17 protein-coding genes are annotated in these 16900 nt (G+C 63.6%); 13 read left to right on the forward strand and 4 right to left on the reverse strand.

Translation table 11 applies throughout. The features are described 5' to 3' along the window. Nucleotides 1-31: 31 nt before the first annotated feature. Complete coding sequence (locus C8D04_RS12480) at nt 32-751, reverse strand: Crp/Fnr family transcriptional regulator (protein ID WP_116005144.1); 720 nt, start codon at nt 749-751, stop codon at nt 32-34. 200 nt (nt 752-951) lie between these two features. Between C8D04_RS12480 and C8D04_RS12485 the strand changes: the two genes are divergently transcribed. The 8 genes from C8D04_RS12485 (at nt 952) to C8D04_RS12520 (ending at nt 11010) form a co-directional block, all read left to right on the forward strand. Beyond that, nucleotides 952-2133, forward strand: a complete 1182-nt coding sequence (locus tag C8D04_RS12485) for an ABC transporter substrate-binding protein (RefSeq protein WP_116005145.1) — start codon at nt 952-954, stop codon at nt 2131-2133. 155 nt (nt 2134-2288) lie between these two features. After that, the gene (locus tag C8D04_RS12490; RefSeq protein WP_116005146.1) at nt 2289-4223 is read left to right on the forward strand and encodes an AMP-binding protein; all 1935 of its coding nucleotides are present in this window, start codon (nt 2289-2291) and stop codon (nt 4221-4223) included. 18 nt (nt 4224-4241) lie between these two features. Then, nucleotides 4242-5027 (forward strand): ABC transporter ATP-binding protein, encoded by a 786-nt coding sequence (locus C8D04_RS12495; protein ID WP_116005147.1) that lies wholly within the window; start codon nt 4242-4244, stop codon nt 5025-5027. A 107-nt stretch (nt 5028-5134) separates the two neighbouring features. After that, entirely contained in the window at nt 5135-6064 is a 930-nt protein-coding gene (locus tag C8D04_RS12500) for a branched-chain amino acid ABC transporter permease (RefSeq protein WP_116005148.1), read from the forward strand. A gap of 30 nt (nt 6065-6094) precedes the next feature. Beyond that, on the forward strand, nt 6095-7171 hold the full coding sequence (locus C8D04_RS12505) for a branched-chain amino acid ABC transporter permease (RefSeq protein ID WP_116005149.1): 1077 nt from the start codon (nt 6095-6097) through the stop codon (nt 7169-7171). A gap of 119 nt (nt 7172-7290) precedes the next feature. After that, nucleotides 7291-8619: an ABC transporter substrate-binding protein gene (locus C8D04_RS12510; protein ID WP_116005150.1), complete on the forward strand. Its 1329-nt coding sequence runs from the start codon at nt 7291-7293 to the stop codon at nt 8617-8619. 227 nt (nt 8620-8846) lie between these two features. Further along, complete coding sequence (locus C8D04_RS12515; protein ID WP_116005151.1) at nt 8847-9656, forward strand: ABC transporter ATP-binding protein; 810 nt, start codon at nt 8847-8849, stop codon at nt 9654-9656. Between the two features lie 106 nt (nt 9657-9762). Continuing rightward, a complete protein-coding gene (locus C8D04_RS12520) occupies nt 9763-11010 on the forward strand; it encodes an AMP-binding protein (protein WP_116005152.1) in 1248 nt (415 codons plus the stop codon). Between the two features lie 15 nt (nt 11011-11025). Here C8D04_RS12520 and C8D04_RS12525 read toward each other — a convergent pair whose 3' ends face one another. The 3 genes from C8D04_RS12525 to C8D04_RS12535 form a co-directional block, all read right to left on the reverse strand. Further along, nucleotides 11026-11355 (reverse strand): DUF1840 domain-containing protein, encoded by a 330-nt coding sequence (locus C8D04_RS12525; RefSeq protein ID WP_116005153.1) that lies wholly within the window; start codon nt 11353-11355, stop codon nt 11026-11028. Beyond that, complete coding sequence (locus tag C8D04_RS12530) at nt 11316-12626, reverse strand: class I SAM-dependent methyltransferase (RefSeq protein ID WP_116005154.1); 1311 nt, start codon at nt 12624-12626, stop codon at nt 11316-11318. The genes C8D04_RS12525 and C8D04_RS12530 overlap by 40 nt, the downstream gene beginning before the upstream one ends. A 150-nt stretch (nt 12627-12776) precedes the next feature. Then, on the reverse strand, nt 12777-13727 hold the full coding sequence (locus C8D04_RS12535) for an EamA family transporter (protein ID WP_116005155.1): 951 nt from the start codon (nt 13725-13727) through the stop codon (nt 12777-12779). A 67-nt stretch (nt 13728-13794) separates the two neighbouring features. Between C8D04_RS12535 and C8D04_RS12540 the strand changes: the two genes are divergently transcribed. Genes C8D04_RS12540 through C8D04_RS12560 form a run of 5 tightly spaced genes read left to right on the forward strand, consistent with a single transcriptional unit; the run spans nt 13795 to nt 16823 of the window. Next, nucleotides 13795-14286 carry an Lrp/AsnC family transcriptional regulator gene (locus C8D04_RS12540; RefSeq protein WP_116005156.1) on the forward strand — a complete coding sequence of 164 codons (492 nt, stop codon included), beginning with the start codon at nt 13795-13797 and terminating at the stop codon, nt 14284-14286. After that, nucleotides 14283-14654: an arsenate reductase (glutaredoxin) gene (gene arsC, locus C8D04_RS12545; RefSeq protein ID WP_116005157.1), complete on the forward strand. Its 372-nt coding sequence runs from the start codon at nt 14283-14285 to the stop codon at nt 14652-14654. The genes C8D04_RS12540 and arsC overlap by 4 nt, the downstream gene beginning before the upstream one ends. A 33-nt stretch (nt 14655-14687) precedes the next feature. Further along, nucleotides 14688-15335 (forward strand): MFS transporter, encoded by a 648-nt coding sequence (locus C8D04_RS12550; RefSeq protein WP_116005158.1) that lies wholly within the window; start codon nt 14688-14690, stop codon nt 15333-15335. A 13-nt stretch (nt 15336-15348) separates the two neighbouring features. Then, nucleotides 15349-16479, forward strand: a complete 1131-nt coding sequence (locus tag C8D04_RS12555) for an aminopeptidase (RefSeq protein WP_116005159.1) — start codon at nt 15349-15351, stop codon at nt 16477-16479. A gap of 11 nt (nt 16480-16490) precedes the next feature. Next, nucleotides 16491-16823: a polyhydroxyalkanoic acid system family protein gene (locus C8D04_RS12560; protein ID WP_116005160.1), complete on the forward strand. Its 333-nt coding sequence runs from the start codon at nt 16491-16493 to the stop codon at nt 16821-16823. Nucleotides 16824-16900: the final 77 nt, after the last annotated feature.

Genomic DNA, 16900 nt, shown 5'->3' on the forward strand with positions numbered 1-16900 from the left:
GCACAAAATTTCTGACAGTCTCGTGCACACGTCATTTGCCCTCGCGGAGCCAACCTGCACGCATGGCTTCCAGATTCAGCACCCTGAGACCGCCGTATTCGACACGAATGGCCCCTTGCGCTTCCAGCGTGGCCAGGGACTCGTTGACGCGCTGGCGCGACAGCCCCACCAAATAGGCCAGTTCTTGCTGGGTAATGCGCAGCACTTCCCCCACACCGGGGTAAAGCACCGAGTTGAACAGCGCGGCCAAGCTGCGGGCGACCCGCACATCCGGGTTGTTCAATCGATCGATTTCGCGCGCCGCGATGAATTGCCCCAGGCGCTCGTTGAGCTGGTGCATTACAAACCGGTTGAACCCGATGGAGTGGTCTAGCAGCCAGTGAAAAGTATCAATGGGCAGCCCGGCGACCACACTCTTGCGCAGCGCCTGGACGTTGTAGCGGTAGGGTTCGCGCTTGACCGCCGTGCCCTCTCCAAACCAGCCTCCAGGTGGCAGACCGGCAAAGGTCATGGTGCCGCCATCGGCGTTGTCGTTGCTCATTTTCAACAGCCCTTCGACTACGCCGAACCAGTAGGTGACAGGGCGTCCGATTCGGCAAACGTAGTCGCCGGCCAGGGCATCGCCCACGAGCAGCGCTGCCACTGCGCGCTCACGCTCGGCAGCCTGCAGGAGGGACAGCCAAGGAATCCCGCCCAACTCTTCCGTGGTGGGCTGGCGTCGGCGGTGGTGCAGTGACAAGTCCTGGTACATACGGTGATTGCTGGGCGGAACGCCTGGGAAACCAGCGCGCCTTGCGCATTGGTTCCTGAGCATGCCCTTTCTTTTCAAGAAAATTTGTACGGGAATACCACGACACAAATTGTCGTCGGAAAGACAAAATATTTCCAATTTGCGCTCAATGATAGGTGTGTCAAGGCTTCACCGCTCAGAACACAGAGGAGCAACGTCACATGCATTTTCCCCCTTCCCCCACGGCTTCATCGTCTGCACAGCCCTATTTCCCCAGGCGTCGCAGCGTGCTCGCCGCCGCTCTTGCCCTGCCCGTGCTGGGTTGGGCCTCGCGTGCACATGCGCAAGACGGCGTGGTGAAGATCTTTCAATCGACCGCACTGACAGGCCCGCTGGGTGATCTGGGCTCTGCCATGCACCAGGGCGCCAAGGCTGCCTTCGCTGGCGCCAATGCACGCGGCGGCGTACATGGGCGAAAAATTGAGCTTGCGACCCTGGACGATGGGTATGAAATTCCGCGTGCCCTGGCCAACGTCGACAAGTTTCTGGCAGACCCCGATTGCTTCGCTCTCTTCAACTGCATGGGCACCCCCATGGTGGGCGCAATGATGCCCAAGGTGCTGGAGTCGGGCGTGCCGTTCTTTGCCCCGTTCACGGGGGGGCAGCTCAGCCGCATTCCGGGCGCCCGCAATGTCTTCAACATCCGCGCCAGCTACGCCGAGGAGGCTGAGAAGGCTGTGCAGCACCTGGCCACCATCGGCATCCGCCGCATTGCGGTCGTGTACCAGAACAACGCCTTCGGCAAGGAGGTGTTTGACAGCGCGCAAAAGGCCATTGCCGAAGCCAAGCTACCCCCGGCCCTCACGGCCACGGTAGAGAACGACTCTTCCGATGCGGCCAGCGCCGCAGCCAAGCTGGCCGCTGGCAATCCCGAGGCGGTGTTGATCGGTCTTGCGGGCAAGCCCGCCCTGGAGTTTGTGAAGGCTTTTCGCCCAATGCGCCAGGGCGTCACGCTCTATGCGCTCTCGGTGCTGGGCACCTCGGCCAATGTCAAAGCGCTGGGGCCCCACGCCACCGGCATGGCCATTTCACAGGTTATGCCTCTGCCATCGAACGTGGTGGTTCCTGTCGTGCGCGAATTCCAGCAAGCCCTCAAGGCCCTGGGCACACCGGCCGACTCCTCACACTTGGCGCTGGAGGGCTACATCAATGCCCGCGTCTTCATCGAAGCGCTGCAGCGTGCCGGGCGCAACCCGACGCGTGCCGCGTTTATTGATGCGACCTGGAATCTCAAAAAAATGGATCTGGGAGGTTTCGAAGTGAACGCCAGCACACCCGAGCGCAATGCCTCTCGTTTTGTGGAGCTCACGCTGGTGACGCGTGACGGTCGGTTCATGCGCTGATGGGGTACATACCCGATCAGGAGTTTCCCTTAAATTGTCGTCACAAAGACAAGATAGCGTCAAAGTCAGTCCTACGATAGCCCCAGAGGTGTGGCATAGGCTCCACCACCGGAACTACCGGACCCACAGACATCTTGCACATGATAGGAACCGGAATGAAGACCACGTTCCCGCAACTGCTGCTCAAACACGCAGCCGAGCGCCCCACCGACGCGGCGCTGCGCGAAAAAGAATACGGCATCTGGCAGACATGGACCTGGAATGACACCGCCGAAACCGTACGGCACCTGGCCTGCGGCCTGCTCGCCCTGGGTTTCCAGCGCGGCCAGAACCTGGCCCTGGTGGGCGACAACCGCCCCCACCTCTACATGAGCATGGTGGCCGTGCAGAGCATTGGCGGCGTGCCCATTCCGCTCTACCAGGATGCCGTGGCCTCTGAAATGGCCTTCGTGATGGAGGATGCCGAAGTCCAGTTCCTGTTCGCCGAGAACCAGGAACAGGTCGACAAGCTGCTGGAAGTGCGCGAAACCGTGCCCGGCATGGCACACATCATTTACGACGACCCGCGCGGCCTGCGCAAATACGACCAGCCCGGCCTGATCAGCACCGAAAAACTCAAGGAACTGGGTGCCGAATGGGACCGCACCCACGCAGGTGCCTGGGATGCCCAGGTGGCACAGAACAGGCCCGACGATGTGTCGGTGATCCTCTACACCTCGGGCACCACCGGCAAGCCCAAGGGCGTGTGCCAGACCCACGCAAGCTTCATCGGCTCCGCCCAAGGCGGCGTCGAGGTCGATGGCCTGAACCCCAAAGACAACGTGATTTCCTACCTGCCCCCGGCCTGGGTGGGTGATCACCTGTTCTCGCTGGCCCAGTGGCTGGTGGCGGGCTTCACCATCAACTGCCCCGAGTCGGCCGCCACCGTCTCCATCGACCTGCGCGAGATCGGCCCGACCTACTACTTCGCGCCGCCGCGCGTGTTCGAGGGCATGCTGACGTCTGTCTCCATCCGCATGGAAGATGCCGCGCCCTTCAAGCGCTGGATGTACGCCAAGGCCATGGACCTGGCCCGGCGCGTGGGCTCGGACATCCTCGACGGCAAGCCGGTGGGTTTGATGGACCGCCTGATGTACACCTTGGGTGACATCACCATCTACGGCCCGCTGCGCAACGTCATGGGCCTGTCGCGCATTCGCGTGGCCTACACCGCGGGCGCTGCCATCGGCCCGGACCTGTTCCGCTTTTTCCGCTCCATCGGCATCAACCTCAAGCAACTCTACGGCCAGACCGAGACCTGCGCCTATGTGTGCATCCAGAAGAACGGCCAGGTCAAGCTCAACACAGTGGGCCAGGCCGCGCCCGGCATCGAGCTGAAGATTGCCGACAACGGCGAGGTGCTGGTCAAGGGCGTCTCGGTGCTCAAGGAGTACTACAAGCGCCCCGACGCCACGGCCGAGGTCATCGACGCCAACGGCTACTTCCACACCGGCGATGCCGGCGTGCTCGACCAGGACGGCCACCTGCGCATCATCGACCGCGCCAAGGACGTGGGCAAGCTCACCGGCGGCGCCATGTTCGCGCCAAACTACATCGAGAACAAGCTCAAGTTCTTCCCGCAGGTCAAGGAAGCCGTGTGCTTCGGCCACGACAAAAACCAGGTCTGCGCCTTCATCAACATCGACTACGAGGCCGTGGGCAACTGGGCCGAGCGCCAGGGCCTGCCCTATGGCGGCTATGTGGACCTGGCCTCCAAGCCCCAGGTGCTGCAGCTCATCGCCGAATGCATCGGCCAGGTCAACGCCGACCTGGCGAGCGAGCCTGGCATGTCCGACACGCAGGTAGCGCGCTTCCTGGTGCTGCACAAAGAGCTGGACCCCGATGACGACGAGCTGACCCGCACCCGCAAGGTACGCCGCAACTTCATCGCACAGAAGTACGGTGTGCTGGTCGATGCACTCTATGACGGCCGCACCGCGCAGTTCATTGAAACCCAGGTCAAGTTCGAGGACGGCCGCACCGGCAGCGTGAGCGCCACGCTGCAAATCCTCGACGCCAAGATCCATGCGCCTGCCAAGGCCACTGCCTGAGACACCGGAAAGCAGCCCATGACCCAGAAAAAGATTGGCGACGTCATCCTGGACGTCAAGAACATCAGCCTGCGCTTTGGCGGCGTGAAGGCCCTGACGGACATTTCCTTCAACGTGAAGGAGCACGAAATCCGCTCCATCATCGGACCCAACGGCGCCGGCAAGAGCTCCATGCTCAACTGCATCAACGGTGTCTACACGCCCTCGGAGGGTTCGATCACCTTCCGTGGTAAGACCTTCGGCCACATGAACAGCCGCCAGGTGGCCGAGATGGGCGTGGCACGCACGTTTCAGAACCTGGCGCTTTTCAAAGGCATGAGCGTGATCGACAACATCATGACCGGCCGCAACCTCAAGATCAAAAGCAACCTCCTGCTGCAGGCGCTGCGCATCGGCCCGGCCGAACGTGAGGAAATCGCGCACCGCGAGAAGGTCGAGCACATCATCGACTTCCTCGAAATCCAGGCCTTCCGCAAGACCCCCGTGGGTCAATTGCCCTACGGCCTGCAAAAGCGCGTCGACCTGGGCCGTGCACTGGCCATGGAGCCGCAGGTACTGCTGCTCGATGAGCCCATGGCCGGCATGAACGTGGAAGAGAAGCAGGACATGTGCCGCTTCATCCTCGATGTGAACGACGAGTTCGGCACCACCATCGTGCTGATCGAGCATGACATGGGCGTAGTGATGGACATCTCCGACCGTGTCGTGGTGCTGGACTACGGCAAAAAGATCGGCGATGGCGAGCCCGAAGAGGTGCGCAACAACGAAGACGTGATTCGCGCCTATCTGGGCACCAGCCACTAAAAACATGACCCCCACGCTTGTCACTTCGTGTACTGCGCTGCCCCCCAAGGGGGCCTCGGTCGCCTTGGGGCGGCCCAGCGCCGACCGACTCTGAACGGAAAAAGCAAATGGCATTCTTTCTTGAAACACTGATTGGCGGCCTGATGGCCGGCATGCTCTATTCGCTGGTGGCTCTCGGCTTCGTGCTGATCTACAAGGCCTCGGGCGTCTTTAACTTCGCCCAAGGCGCCATGGTGCTGTTCGCAGCGCTGGCCATGGCCCGTTTTGCCGAGTGGATTCCAAAATGGACTGGCATCGACAACCTGATCGTGGCCAATCTTCTGGCCTTCGTGATCGCGGGCGTCTTCATGTTCGCGGTGGCCTGGCTCATCGAGCGCCTGGTGCTGCGCCACCTGGTCAACCAGGAAGGCGCCACCCTGCTGATGGCCACGTTGGGCATCACCTATTTTCTTGAAGGCCTGGGCCAGACGTTTTTTGGCAGCGACATCTACAAAATCGACATTGGCATGCCCAAGGATCCGGTGTTCCTGTTCGAATCCATGTTCCCGGGCGGTGTACTGGTGAACAAGGAAGATGTGATAGCCGCCGCGATCGCCGCCGCGCTGGTGCTGCTGCTGAGCATCTTCTTCCAGAAGACGAAAACCGGCCGCGCCCTGCGCGCCGTGGCCGACGACCACCAGGCGGCCCAGTCCATCGGCATCCCGCTCAACCACATCTGGGTCATCGTCTGGTGCGTGGCGGGCGTCGTGGCCCTGGTGGCCGGGATGATCTGGGGCTCCAAGCTGGGCGTGCAGTTCTCGCTCACCACCGTGGCGTTGCGCGCCCTGCCAGTGGTGATCCTGGGCGGCCTGACCTCGGTACCTGGCGCCATCATCGGTGGCCTGATCATCGGCGTGGGCGAAAAGCTCTCCGAGGTGTACCTGGGCCCCTTCGTGGGCGGCGGCATCGAAATCTGGTTTGCCTATGTGCTGGCACTCGTGTTCCTGCTGTTCCGTCCGCAAGGTCTGTTCGGCGAGAAGATCATCGACCGCGTCTGAACCACCCCAAGAACAACAAGGAGAGAACCCATGTTCTACCGCGAAAACGGCCAGTTCAAGACCAGCTACCGGGCCGACCAGCAGATTTTCCCGATCGCCCAGGACCGCATTGCCCTCGCCCTGCTGCTGGCCGTGGCCTTCCTGGTGGTGCCCATGCTGGCCAGCGATTATTTCTACCGCGCCATCCTGATTCCGCTGGTCATCATGTCGATGGCGGCGCTGGGCGTGAACATCCTTGTGGGCTACTGTGGCCAGATCTCGCTGGGTTCGGGCGCCTTCATGGCCGTGGGCGCTTACGGGGCCTTCAACTTCTTCGTGCGTTTCCCCGGCATGCCCTTGATTCCAGCGCTGATCCTGGGCGGCCTGTGCGCCACCTTCTTCGGCATTCTGTTCGGGCTGCCCAGCCTGCGCGTCAAAGGCCTGTACCTGGCCGTGGCCACGCTGGCCGCGCAGTTTTTCAGTGACTGGATGTTCCTGCGCATCAAGTGGTTCACCAACAACTCGGACTCGGGCTCGGTGTCAGTGAATAACCTGCAGGTTCTGGGCATGTCCATCGACAGCGCTGTGAGCAAGTACCTCTTCTGCCTGACACTGCTGGTCATCGTGGCCCTGCTGGCCAAGAACCTGGTGCGCGGCGCCATTGGCCGCGAGTGGATGGCTATCCGCGACATGGACGTAGCCGCCGCCGTGATCGGCATCCGCCCGATGTACGCAAAGCTCAGCGCCTTCGCCGTCAGCTCCTTCATCATCGGCATGGCCGGCGCGCTGTGGGCCTTTGTGCACCTGAGCGCGTGGGAACCAGCAGCCTTCTCGGTGGAAATTTCGTTCCGCCTGCTGTTCATGGTGATCATCGGCGGCATGGGCTCCATCATGGGCGCATTCTTTGGCGCGACCTTCATCGTGGTGCTGCCCATCTTCCTCAACCAGTTTCTCCCGGCACTGGCTGGCCTGTTCGGGTTCGAGATTTCCACGGCGGCCGTTTCGCACGCCGAACTGATGATCTTTGGCGCCCTGATCGTCTGGTTCCTGATCGTCGAACCCCATGGCTTGGCCAAGCTGTGGTCCATCGGCAAGCAAAAACTCCGCCTCTGGCCGTTCCCGCATTGAGGGCTGCTGCAGGAAACCACTTACACGCTATTCCTGATACCGACAGCCCTGATAGGGGCGTCCACTACGCAACTGGTATTTCCCCCGTGCTTCAACACTTTCATTCAAAGGAGACATCCATGAAGCTTTCGAAAATCGTGATTGCCGCTACTGTCGTGGTCGCAGGTGCAGCGTCGCTGTCCACCAGCGCGCTGGCGCAGGCCAAGGAGCAGTTCTTCCCGCTGCTGTCTTACCGCACCGGCCCCTACGCACCCAACGGCACGCCCTGGGCCAACGGCAAGCAGGACTATCTCAAGATGATCAATGCCCGCGACGGCGGCATCAACGGTGTCAAGCTCACATTTGAAGAGTGCGAAACCGGCTATGCCACGGACCGCGGCGTGGAATGCTACGAACGCCTCAAGAGCAAGCCCGGCGTGGCCCTGTTCGACCCGCAAGCCACCGGTATCACCTTTGCACTGACCGAAAAGGCCCCTGTGGACAAGATCCCGCTGATGACGCTGGGATATGGCCTGTCGGTGGCGCAGGACGGTATGGCCTTCAAGTGGAACTTCCCGTTGATGGGCAGCTACTGGACCGGCGCCGACATTCTGATCCAGCACATCGGCAAGGGCCTGGGCGGCATGGACAAGCTCAAGGGCAAGAAGATTGCGCTGGTGTACCACGACAGCCCGTTCGGCAAGGAACCCATCCCGCTGCTGCAGGAGCGCTCCAAGATGCACGGTTTTGAGCTGCAGATGCTGCCCGTGACGGCCCCCGGTGTGGAGCAAAAGGCCACCTGGCTGCAGGTGCGCCAGAGCCGACCCGACTATGTGCTGCTCTGGGGCTGGGGGGTGATGAATTCGACCGCCCTGAAGGAAGCGCAAGCCACTGGTTTCCCGCGCGAAAAAATGTACGGCGTGTGGTGGGCCGGTGCCGAGCCTGACGTGCGCGACGTGGGCGAAGGCGCCAAGGGCTACCACGCTCTGGCGCTGAACGGTTCGGGCACGCAGCCCAAGGTGATCCAGGACATTCTCAAAAACGTGCACGACAAGGGACAGGGCACAGGGCCCAAGGATGAGGTGGGTTCGGTGCTGTACACCCGGGGCGTGATCATCCAGATGCTGGGTGTGGAAGGTGTGCGCCGTGCGCAGGAGCGCTTTGGCAAGGGCAAGGTCATGACCGGTGAGCAAGTGCGCTGGGGCCTGGAGAACCTGGCCCTCGACCAGAAAAAGCTCGATGCCATGGGCTTTAACGGTGTGATGCGCCCGCTGTCCACGAGCTGTGCCGACCACATGGGCTCGACCTGGGCCCGTGTGCAGACCTGGGACGGCAAGAAGTGGGACATCGGCGCCGACTGGTACCAGGCCGATGAGCAGATTCTCAAGCCCATGGTCAAGGCAGGTTCTGAAAAGTACATGTCCGACAAGAAGCTGACACGCCGCGATACGGCCGATTGCCAGTCTTGATTCGGTTCATCCCCCTGAGGCGCTTTCGCGCCTTCCCCCTTCTCTCGAATCGCTGCGCGATTCGGGAAGGGGGACGCCACCGGCGCGGCGGGGCGGCCCTTGCGCGGTGGCCCTGGCCTGGGCCGTGTCCGCTCAACGGCTGATTACGTAGCGGTTGCCCTCGGGCAGCCGCCAATCGAAAGGGTTGCCAACTCAACCCTTTCGATTGGCAAAGCGAAGGCAACACAATGGACTCCAAAAACATCGTTCTGAACGTCAACGGCATCGAGGTCATCTACAACCACGTGATCCTTGTGCTCAAGGGTGTCTCGCTGCAGGTGCCCGAGGGCAGCATCGTGGCCATCCTGGGCGGCAATGGTGCCGGCAAGACCACCACGCTGCGCGCCATCTCGAACCTGCTCAAGGGTGAACGGGGAGAAGTCACCAAGGGCAACATCGATCTGCGCGGCGAACGCATCGAGAACCTCTCGCCGGCCGATCTGGTCAAGCGCGGCGTGGTGCAGGTGATGGAAGGGCGCCACTGCTTTGCCCACCTCACCATCGAGGAAAACCTTCTGACCGGCTCCTACACGCGCTCGAGCAAGGCGGAGATCGCTGCCAACCTGGAGAAGGTCTACAACTACTTCCCGCGCCTCAAGACACGCCGCACCTCTCAGGCGGCCTACACCTCGGGGGGCGAGCAGCAGATGTGCGCCATTGGCCGCGCCCTGATGACCAACCCCAGCATGGTGCTGCTGGATGAGCCCTCCATGGGCCTTGCGCCGCAGATCGTCGAAGAGGTGTTCAACATCGTCAAGGATCTGAACACCAAGGAAAAGGTCACCTTCCTGCTGGCCGAGCAGAACACCAACATGGCCCTGAAGTATTCCGACTATGGATACATCATGGAATCGGGCCGCATCGTGATGGACGGCGTCTCTTCCGACCTGGCCAACAACGAAGACGTCAAGGAGTTCTACCTGGGCGTCGGCGGCGGCGAGCGCAAGAGTTTCAAGGACGTCAAGAGCTACAAGCGCCGCAAGCGCTGGCTGGCCTAAAGCCATAGGGGCCCATGGGCTCTTCAACCACCAAAGGGCGGCCCGGCATCGATCGGATCGCCGTGTCCGCAGCTCCCGCACGAATTTGCACCGCACTGGAACTTCCATGACCTCTTTCTACGACGCGCTGGAAACGCGCACACCAGCCGAACGCGAAGCAGCCCACATGGCGGCGCTGCCTGTGCAGGTAGCCCATGCGCGCGCGCACTCGCCGGCCTTCGCCGCGATCCTGGCCGATGTGGATCCCACCTTGGTGACCAGCCGTGCCGCTCTGGCCCGCCTGCCGGTCACCCGCAAGCATGAGCTGCTCGAGCGCCAACAGGCAGAGCGCTCGCACAATGTGTTTGGGGGGTTTGCCACGGTCGGCTTTGGTGCTGCTATGCCGCGCGTCTTCGCGAGCCCCGGCCCCATTTATGAGCCCGAGGGAACCCGCCGCGATTACTGGCGCATGGCGCGGGCCTTGAATGCAGCCGGTTTTAAGGCGGGCGAACTCATCCACAACTGCTTTTCTTACCACTTCGTTCCCGCGGGTTCGATGATGGAAAGTGGCGCCCATGCCCTGGGCTGCACCGTTTTCCCCGGCGGCACGGGCCAGACCGAGCAGCAGGTGCAAGCCATGGCCGATTTGCGTCCTGCCGGTTATATCGGCACGCCCAGCTTCCTCAAGCTCATTGTCGAGAAGGCACTGGACATGCAGGTGCCGCTGCCCAGCATCACCAAGGCATTGCTCTCGGCCGAGGCCTTCCCGCCGTCGCTGCGCGACTGGTTTGCCGAGCGCGGCATCACCGGCTACCAGTGCTACGGCACCGCAGACCTGGGTCTGATTGCCTACGAAACAGCCGCGCGTGAAGGCCTGGTAATGGACGAAAACGTGATCGTTGAGATCGTACGACCCGGCACCGGCGACCCGGTGCCCGAGGGCGAGGTGGGCGAACTCGTCATCACCACACTGAACACCGACTACCCACTGATCCGCTTTGGCACGGGCGACCTCTCGGCCATCTTGCCCGGCACCTGCCCCACTGGTCGCACCAACACGCGCATCAAGGGCTGGATGGGCCGTGCCGACCAGACCACCAAAGTACGCGGCCTGTTCGTGCATCCGGGCCAGGTCGCCCTGATCACCAGCCGCTTCCCGCAGGTGTTGCGTGCACGCCTGGTGGTGCGCGGCGAAATGGCGAACGACCAGATGGTGCTGCAAGTGGAAACCACCGAAACCACTGGGGGCCTCGCACCCCGGCTGCAGGATGCCATCCGAGAAGTGACCAAGCTGCGGGGCGAGGTGGAACTGGTCGCCCCGGGCACCCTGCCCAACGACGGCAAGGTGATCGAGGACGCGCGCAGCTACCGCTGATACGGATTTTCCGGGCTACGCTCCCCAAACCACGTCCTGCCCCTCGGCAGCGCTGCGGCGCAGCATGTCGATAAAGGGCGCGGCCCGCTGGCGCAGCGTGACCGTATCCTGCTCCGCGTCACCGGATTCTGTCTCCTTGGCCTCGTCGGCCTGGGCCGCTTCGGCCCTGCGGCGTTCATCGGCTGCCACGGCGGCCTCCAGCGCCGCTATAGCCGAAGGAATCTGCGCGGCCGTCACGATGCCCTGGCGTGCTGGCTCCCTGCCCATGGCCTGCAGCAGGCGCCGCCCGTGCGGCTCCAGCAGGATCAGATCGGCCGTGGCGCGGGATTTGAATTTGTAGAGCATGGCACTTCCTTGGAATACATGTAGTCGCGGGTGAACGGGTACGCCGATTGTGCACCGGGCAAGGCGCCCGCCTGCGCTCCGCCGTCGGGCCGCGCCGCGAGGATCTGGTGCAGGGAGATCCAGCCGCGCTCGAAGCCCAGCGCACTGCCCGCCAGGTACAGGCGGTAGGCGCGCAGCGCCTGGGCGGCCTCCACGGGGCCGGCTTGCGCCTCCAGCACCTGCTGCGCTCGAGGCAGCACTGCCTCGAGCGCATCCGACCAGGCCCAGAGCGTGCGCGCGTAGTGGGGACGCAGGTTTTCAGTGTCCACCATCTCCAGGCCCGAGCGGGCCAGGTCGTGCAGCACCGTGCTCACGTGCAGCAACTCACCGCCCGGGAAGATGTACTCCTCGATGAAATCGCCCATGCCAGCGCCCAGCTCCGTGTTGTCCACTCCTGCGGCGGTGATGCCATGGTTCAGCAGCAGCCCGCCGGGCCGCAGCAGACCGTGCAGGGTACCGAAGTAGCGCGGCATCTGCGCCCGCCCGACATGCTCGAACATACCGACGGACGCAATCCGGTCGAACGGTTCGAGGTCCTCCATCTGGCGGAAGTCGCACAGCTGCATGCGCACACGCGATTGCAGGCCGCACTCGGCGATGCGGCGCTGCGCATGGGCGTGCTGATTGCGCGACAGCGTGATGCCGGTGGCATCGGCACCGTAATGCTCGGCCGCCCACAGCAGCAGCCCGCCCCAGCCCGCACCCACGTCGAGCAGGCGGTCCCCGGGGCGCAGCCGCAGCTTGCGGCAGATGTGGTCGAGCTTGGCCTCCTGCGCCTGCGCGAGCGTGAGGTCCGGCGTGCGGTAGTAGGCGCACGAGTACACACGCAGCGGATCAAGCCAGAGCGCGAAGAAATCGTCCGACAGGTCGTAGTGGAACCGCACATAGCGCGTATCGCGCACGACCGTGTGCACCACCAGGGACCGGGCCCGGGCCATGGCGCGCGTCCACCAGCCGGTGTGGTCGTGTGCAGGGTCGTGCACCACCAGCCCGGCGGCTGCGGCCATCAGTGCGCGCATACTGCCCTCCATCTCCACGCGGCCTTCCACGATGGCCGCGCCCACATCACCCACCTGCCCGCCCGCCAGGGCGGCGAGCGTCAGCCGGTCCGCGAAGCGCAGGCGGACATCGGCGTCCTGGCTGCCCAACCGCTGCCCGCCCGGCAGTTCGAGCGCCAGGCGGACTGGCAGACGGTGCAGCCGCTCTTCGAGGTTGTGCAGCAGATGTGGCATGGTCTGCCATTCTTGTCCCGCTGGCCGCCCACCGTCAACACGGCGGGCAGCCCTGGCACCGGGGCTACGCCCCCAGCGTGCCCGGACCCAGCCGCGCAGGTGGTGCCATGGGCCGGCCCCGCAACTCCGGCAAGGCGGGGACGAAAGTCCTCAGGAATGGGCCTTGCCGACCGACAGGCCCGCCCGCGTGCGCAGCAGCCACTGGCCAAGGGCGCCGCCATACAGGATGAAGGCCAGCGCCGCGCCGATCAGCGGTAGCGCCGCGAACACCCAGCCCGTGAGACGCTCGCCGCCCAGAGCCACGCCCACCAGCAGCGCCACGGCCGGGTTCACGAACGAATAGCTGCCCGCCACGGCGGCCGAGGTGTTTTGCAACAGCCACAGGTAGGCATTGAGCGCCACCAGCGTTCCCATGGCCAGCAGATAGACCCAGGCCATCCACGAGCGTGCGCTCACATGGGCGAGCTGCTGCACCGGCTCAAACCACAGCGCCACCACCAGCCCCATCGCACCGCCTACCAGCCACTGCGCCGCCGACGCCATGGCGGGTGGCGGGAGCGACAGCCTGCGCGACGCATACGAGCCGAGGCTCCAGCACAGCGGCGCGCCAAAAGCCAACAGCGCGCCCCAGCCGGAGGTTGAGAAATCGCCCTCCAGCGCCAGCAGCAATGCCCCCACCACGCCCAGCGCCAGCCCGGCCCAGCTGGTGGCAGGCACTTTTTCACCCCCCCAGTGCGTCCACAAAGCCAGCCACATGGGCATGGTGGTGACCACGGTGGCCATCAGGCCGGAACCGATGCCCATTTTTTGCGCAAAGCCAATGCAGTTCATGGCCAGGAAGACCATCAACCCACCCACCACGGCACTGCTGCGCCACTGCGCCCGCGTGGGCAGCGTATGTCCTTGTGCCAGGGCCACCAGCAGCATCACCCCCCCGGCACACAGGAAGCGCGCCGCATTCATCAGCAGCGGCGGCATGGTTTCTAGAGCAATGCCCATGGCAAAGTAAGTGGTTCCCCACACGACATAGACCAGCAGCAGCGCCACGGCCAAAGCCATACCCCGCCGGCTGGCGGCTTGCATATTGAAAATAGACGTCATATTCTCTGCTTTACCGAAAATTTGTTTGAAATTTTGTCAATTTCTGAATTTTTACCGAATACACCCCATGACGCAAGCAAATATTCAGATAGATGACGTTGACTCCAGAATTATTTCGGCCTTAGCGGCAGACGGCCGTCGTTCCTATGCCGACATTGGTGCCGAGGTGGGGCTATCCACCGCTGCCGTGCACGAGCGGGTGAAAAAAATGCTGGAAAAAGGCGTAATCCGCCGTTTTTCCATCAGCGTGGACCCGGACCGCGTAGGGCTGAACTTCACCGCCTTCGTGGCGATCCGCAACGATGGCGGCATCCACTGCCGCGACGTGGCACCGCGCCTGCTGGCCATGCCACAAGTGGAAGAGCTGCACAGCGTGGCAGGCGAATACGATTTTTTGGCCAAAATCCGCACCACCCATGCGCGTGCGCTCGAGGATGTGATCTACCAGATCAAGGCCATCCAGGGCGTGGCCCGCACGACCAGCACCGTCGTGCTGAACACCGAATTTGAAGACCGCCCGCTGGATCTGGGCTGGCTGGCCAAACCGACTGAACCATGAGCACCATCACCATCTACCACAACCCCCGCTGCAGCAATTCCCGCAGCGCGCTGGCCCTGATCCGCAGCCACGGCATCGAGCCCGAGGTCATCGAATACCTGCGCCACCCGCCCAGCCGTGAAACCTTGTTGGCCCTGGTGGCCGCCAGCGGCGGGCCAGTGATCGACCTGGTGCGCAGCAAGGAAGCCGCATTCACCGAACTGCACCTGGACCAGCCCGGCGTGACCGATGCCCAACTCATCGAAGCGATGCTACAGCACCCCGTACTGATCAACCGCCCCATCGTCGTCTCACCCCGGGGAACGCGGCTGTGCCGCCCGCCGGAGCAGGTGCTCGACCTCCTGCCGCCCGCCACCCCGGGCGCTTAAGCTGCCCTTCTAGAGCGTGACGCAGGACCGGCCATGACCGCCCACCCACAGCGCTGGGCCGTGGCATGCCTGGGAACCACCCAGACCCTGGCCTGGGCTTCGTCGTACTACCTGCCCGCCATGTTGGCGGCCCCCATGGCACGCGACCTGGGGGTCAGTACACCGACGGTCTTTGCAGCGTTCTCGCTGGCGCTCGTCGTCTCGGCGCTATTGGGCCCGCTGGCGGGCCACGCAATTGACCGGCATGGCGGCCGCCCGGTGCTGCTGGCTACCAACATGGTGTTTGCGCTGGCGCTGGCAGCCCTGGCGCTGGCACAGGGCCCCGTCACCCTGTTTGCAGCCTGGGCGCTGATGGGCATCGCCATGGCACACCCGCTGGGCGCCTTGCTGCTGGTCACGCTGGGCGGGCCTGCGGCGGCGGTTTTCACCGCGCTGCATGGCGCGGGCAATGGCATTCTGACCATTGCCAAGGGCACCCTGCCGCTGGCACTCTTTGGGCCTGCGGGCTATGGCATGCGCCAAGGCTGGCTCATGGCACCAGCGCGCGTGGCGCAGGCTTTTGCCCCACTGCTGTTTGGCCTGCTGCTCGACCGTGCAGGCGCTTCGGCCATCCTGCTGACCGGAGCGCTGGGGCTGACGGTGGTGCTGGCCCTGTGGGCGCTCAAGCGCTCGCCCCCTTGATTTTTACCGACCGATGCCCCTTTCACACCTTGCCCGTTTTTGCGTCTACAGGCCCCTCGCCTTTGCGGGGTTTTTCGTCCTGGCAGGCTGCGCGCATGGCGACAGTGCATTGGCGTACTACTGGCAGTCCGTGCGCGGCCATGTCCAGATCATGCAGGCCGCTCAGCCGCTGGAGGCCTGGATCGCGCGCGACGACCTGGCCCCGGCCCTGCGCGAGCGCCTGCGCCTGGCACAACGTGCCCGGGACTTTGCCGTGACGGAACTGGCCATGCCCGACAACGACAGCTACCGCCGCTACGCCGACCTGCAACGACCAGCCGCTGTCTGGAACGTGGTGGCGGCGCCGCCCTATGCGCTGCAGTTGCACACTTGGTGCTTTCCGGTGACGGGCTGCATTGGCTACCGGGGCTACTTCAGCGAAGCCGATGCCCAGGCCGAGGGCGCACGCCTGGCTGCGCAGGGGCTCGAGGTCGAGGTGTATGGCGTGCCTGCCTATTCCACCCTGGGTTACATGAACTGGGCCGGTGGCGACCCGCTGCTGAGCACCTTCATCGGCTGGCCCGAGGGCGACTTCGTGCGCCTGTTGTTCCACGAGCTGGCACACCAGGTGGTGTATGCCAGCGGCGACACGCTGTTCAACGAATCTTTTGCCACGGCTGTGGAGCGCCTGGGCAGCGCCCAATGGCTCGCCACACAGGCCACGCCCCAGGCCCGCGAGGCCTTTGCCGCCAGCCAAGCGCGGCGCAACCAGTTCCGCGCCCTGACGCGGACGACACGCGCACGTCTGCTCGAAATATACACATCAAATCAGTCTCAAACGCTTGATGAGAAAGCGCTATCAGCTATGAAAACAGAAGCGATGGATGCGTTCCGCAGGGACTATGCCGCACTGCGCAGCCACTGGCACGCCCCCCCTGCACAACAGGCCGGCTACGACCGATGGGTAGAGCACGCCAACAACGCCAGCTTTGCTGCGCAGGCCGCCTATGACGAATGGGTTCCAGCCTTCGAAGCGCTGTTTGAACAGTCGGGACGGCGCTGGCAACCGTTCTATGATGCAGTCAAAGAACTGACTGCATTGGCGCAGCCGGTGCGCGCCGAGCGTCTGCGTGCCCTGTTACCTGTCAACGCCAGCCCCCATTGAGGAGACGCAACATGTCCATGATCCACATCCACCGCCACCACCACCTGGGCATGCCCGAGGCCCGCAAAATCGCCTTCCTATGGGCCGAACAAGCCGAGGAAAAATTCGACATGGAATGCGCCTACGAAGAAGGCGACACCCAGGACACCGTGTATTTCACCCGTGCCGGCATCAAGGGCACCTTGCAGGTGCTGGGCGACCAGTTTGAGTTCAAGGCCGAGCTGGGTTTTCTGGTCAGCGCTTTCAAGGCCCGCATCGAGACCGAGATTGCCGAGCAGCTCGACACGCTGCTGCACCCGCCCAAGGTCGGCAAGAAAAAGAAACCAGCGGCGCCCAAGGCCTGAGGGCCGGGCAACACCCGCCTGTGCGCACGCAAAAAAGCCCTCGAAAGAGGGCTTTTTTGCGTGCGGCGATCCGCGCG

It is taken from the genome of Simplicispira sp. 125 (assembly GCF_003096555.1).
Taxonomy (GTDB): Bacteria; Pseudomonadota; Gammaproteobacteria; order Burkholderiales; family Burkholderiaceae_C; genus Simplicispira.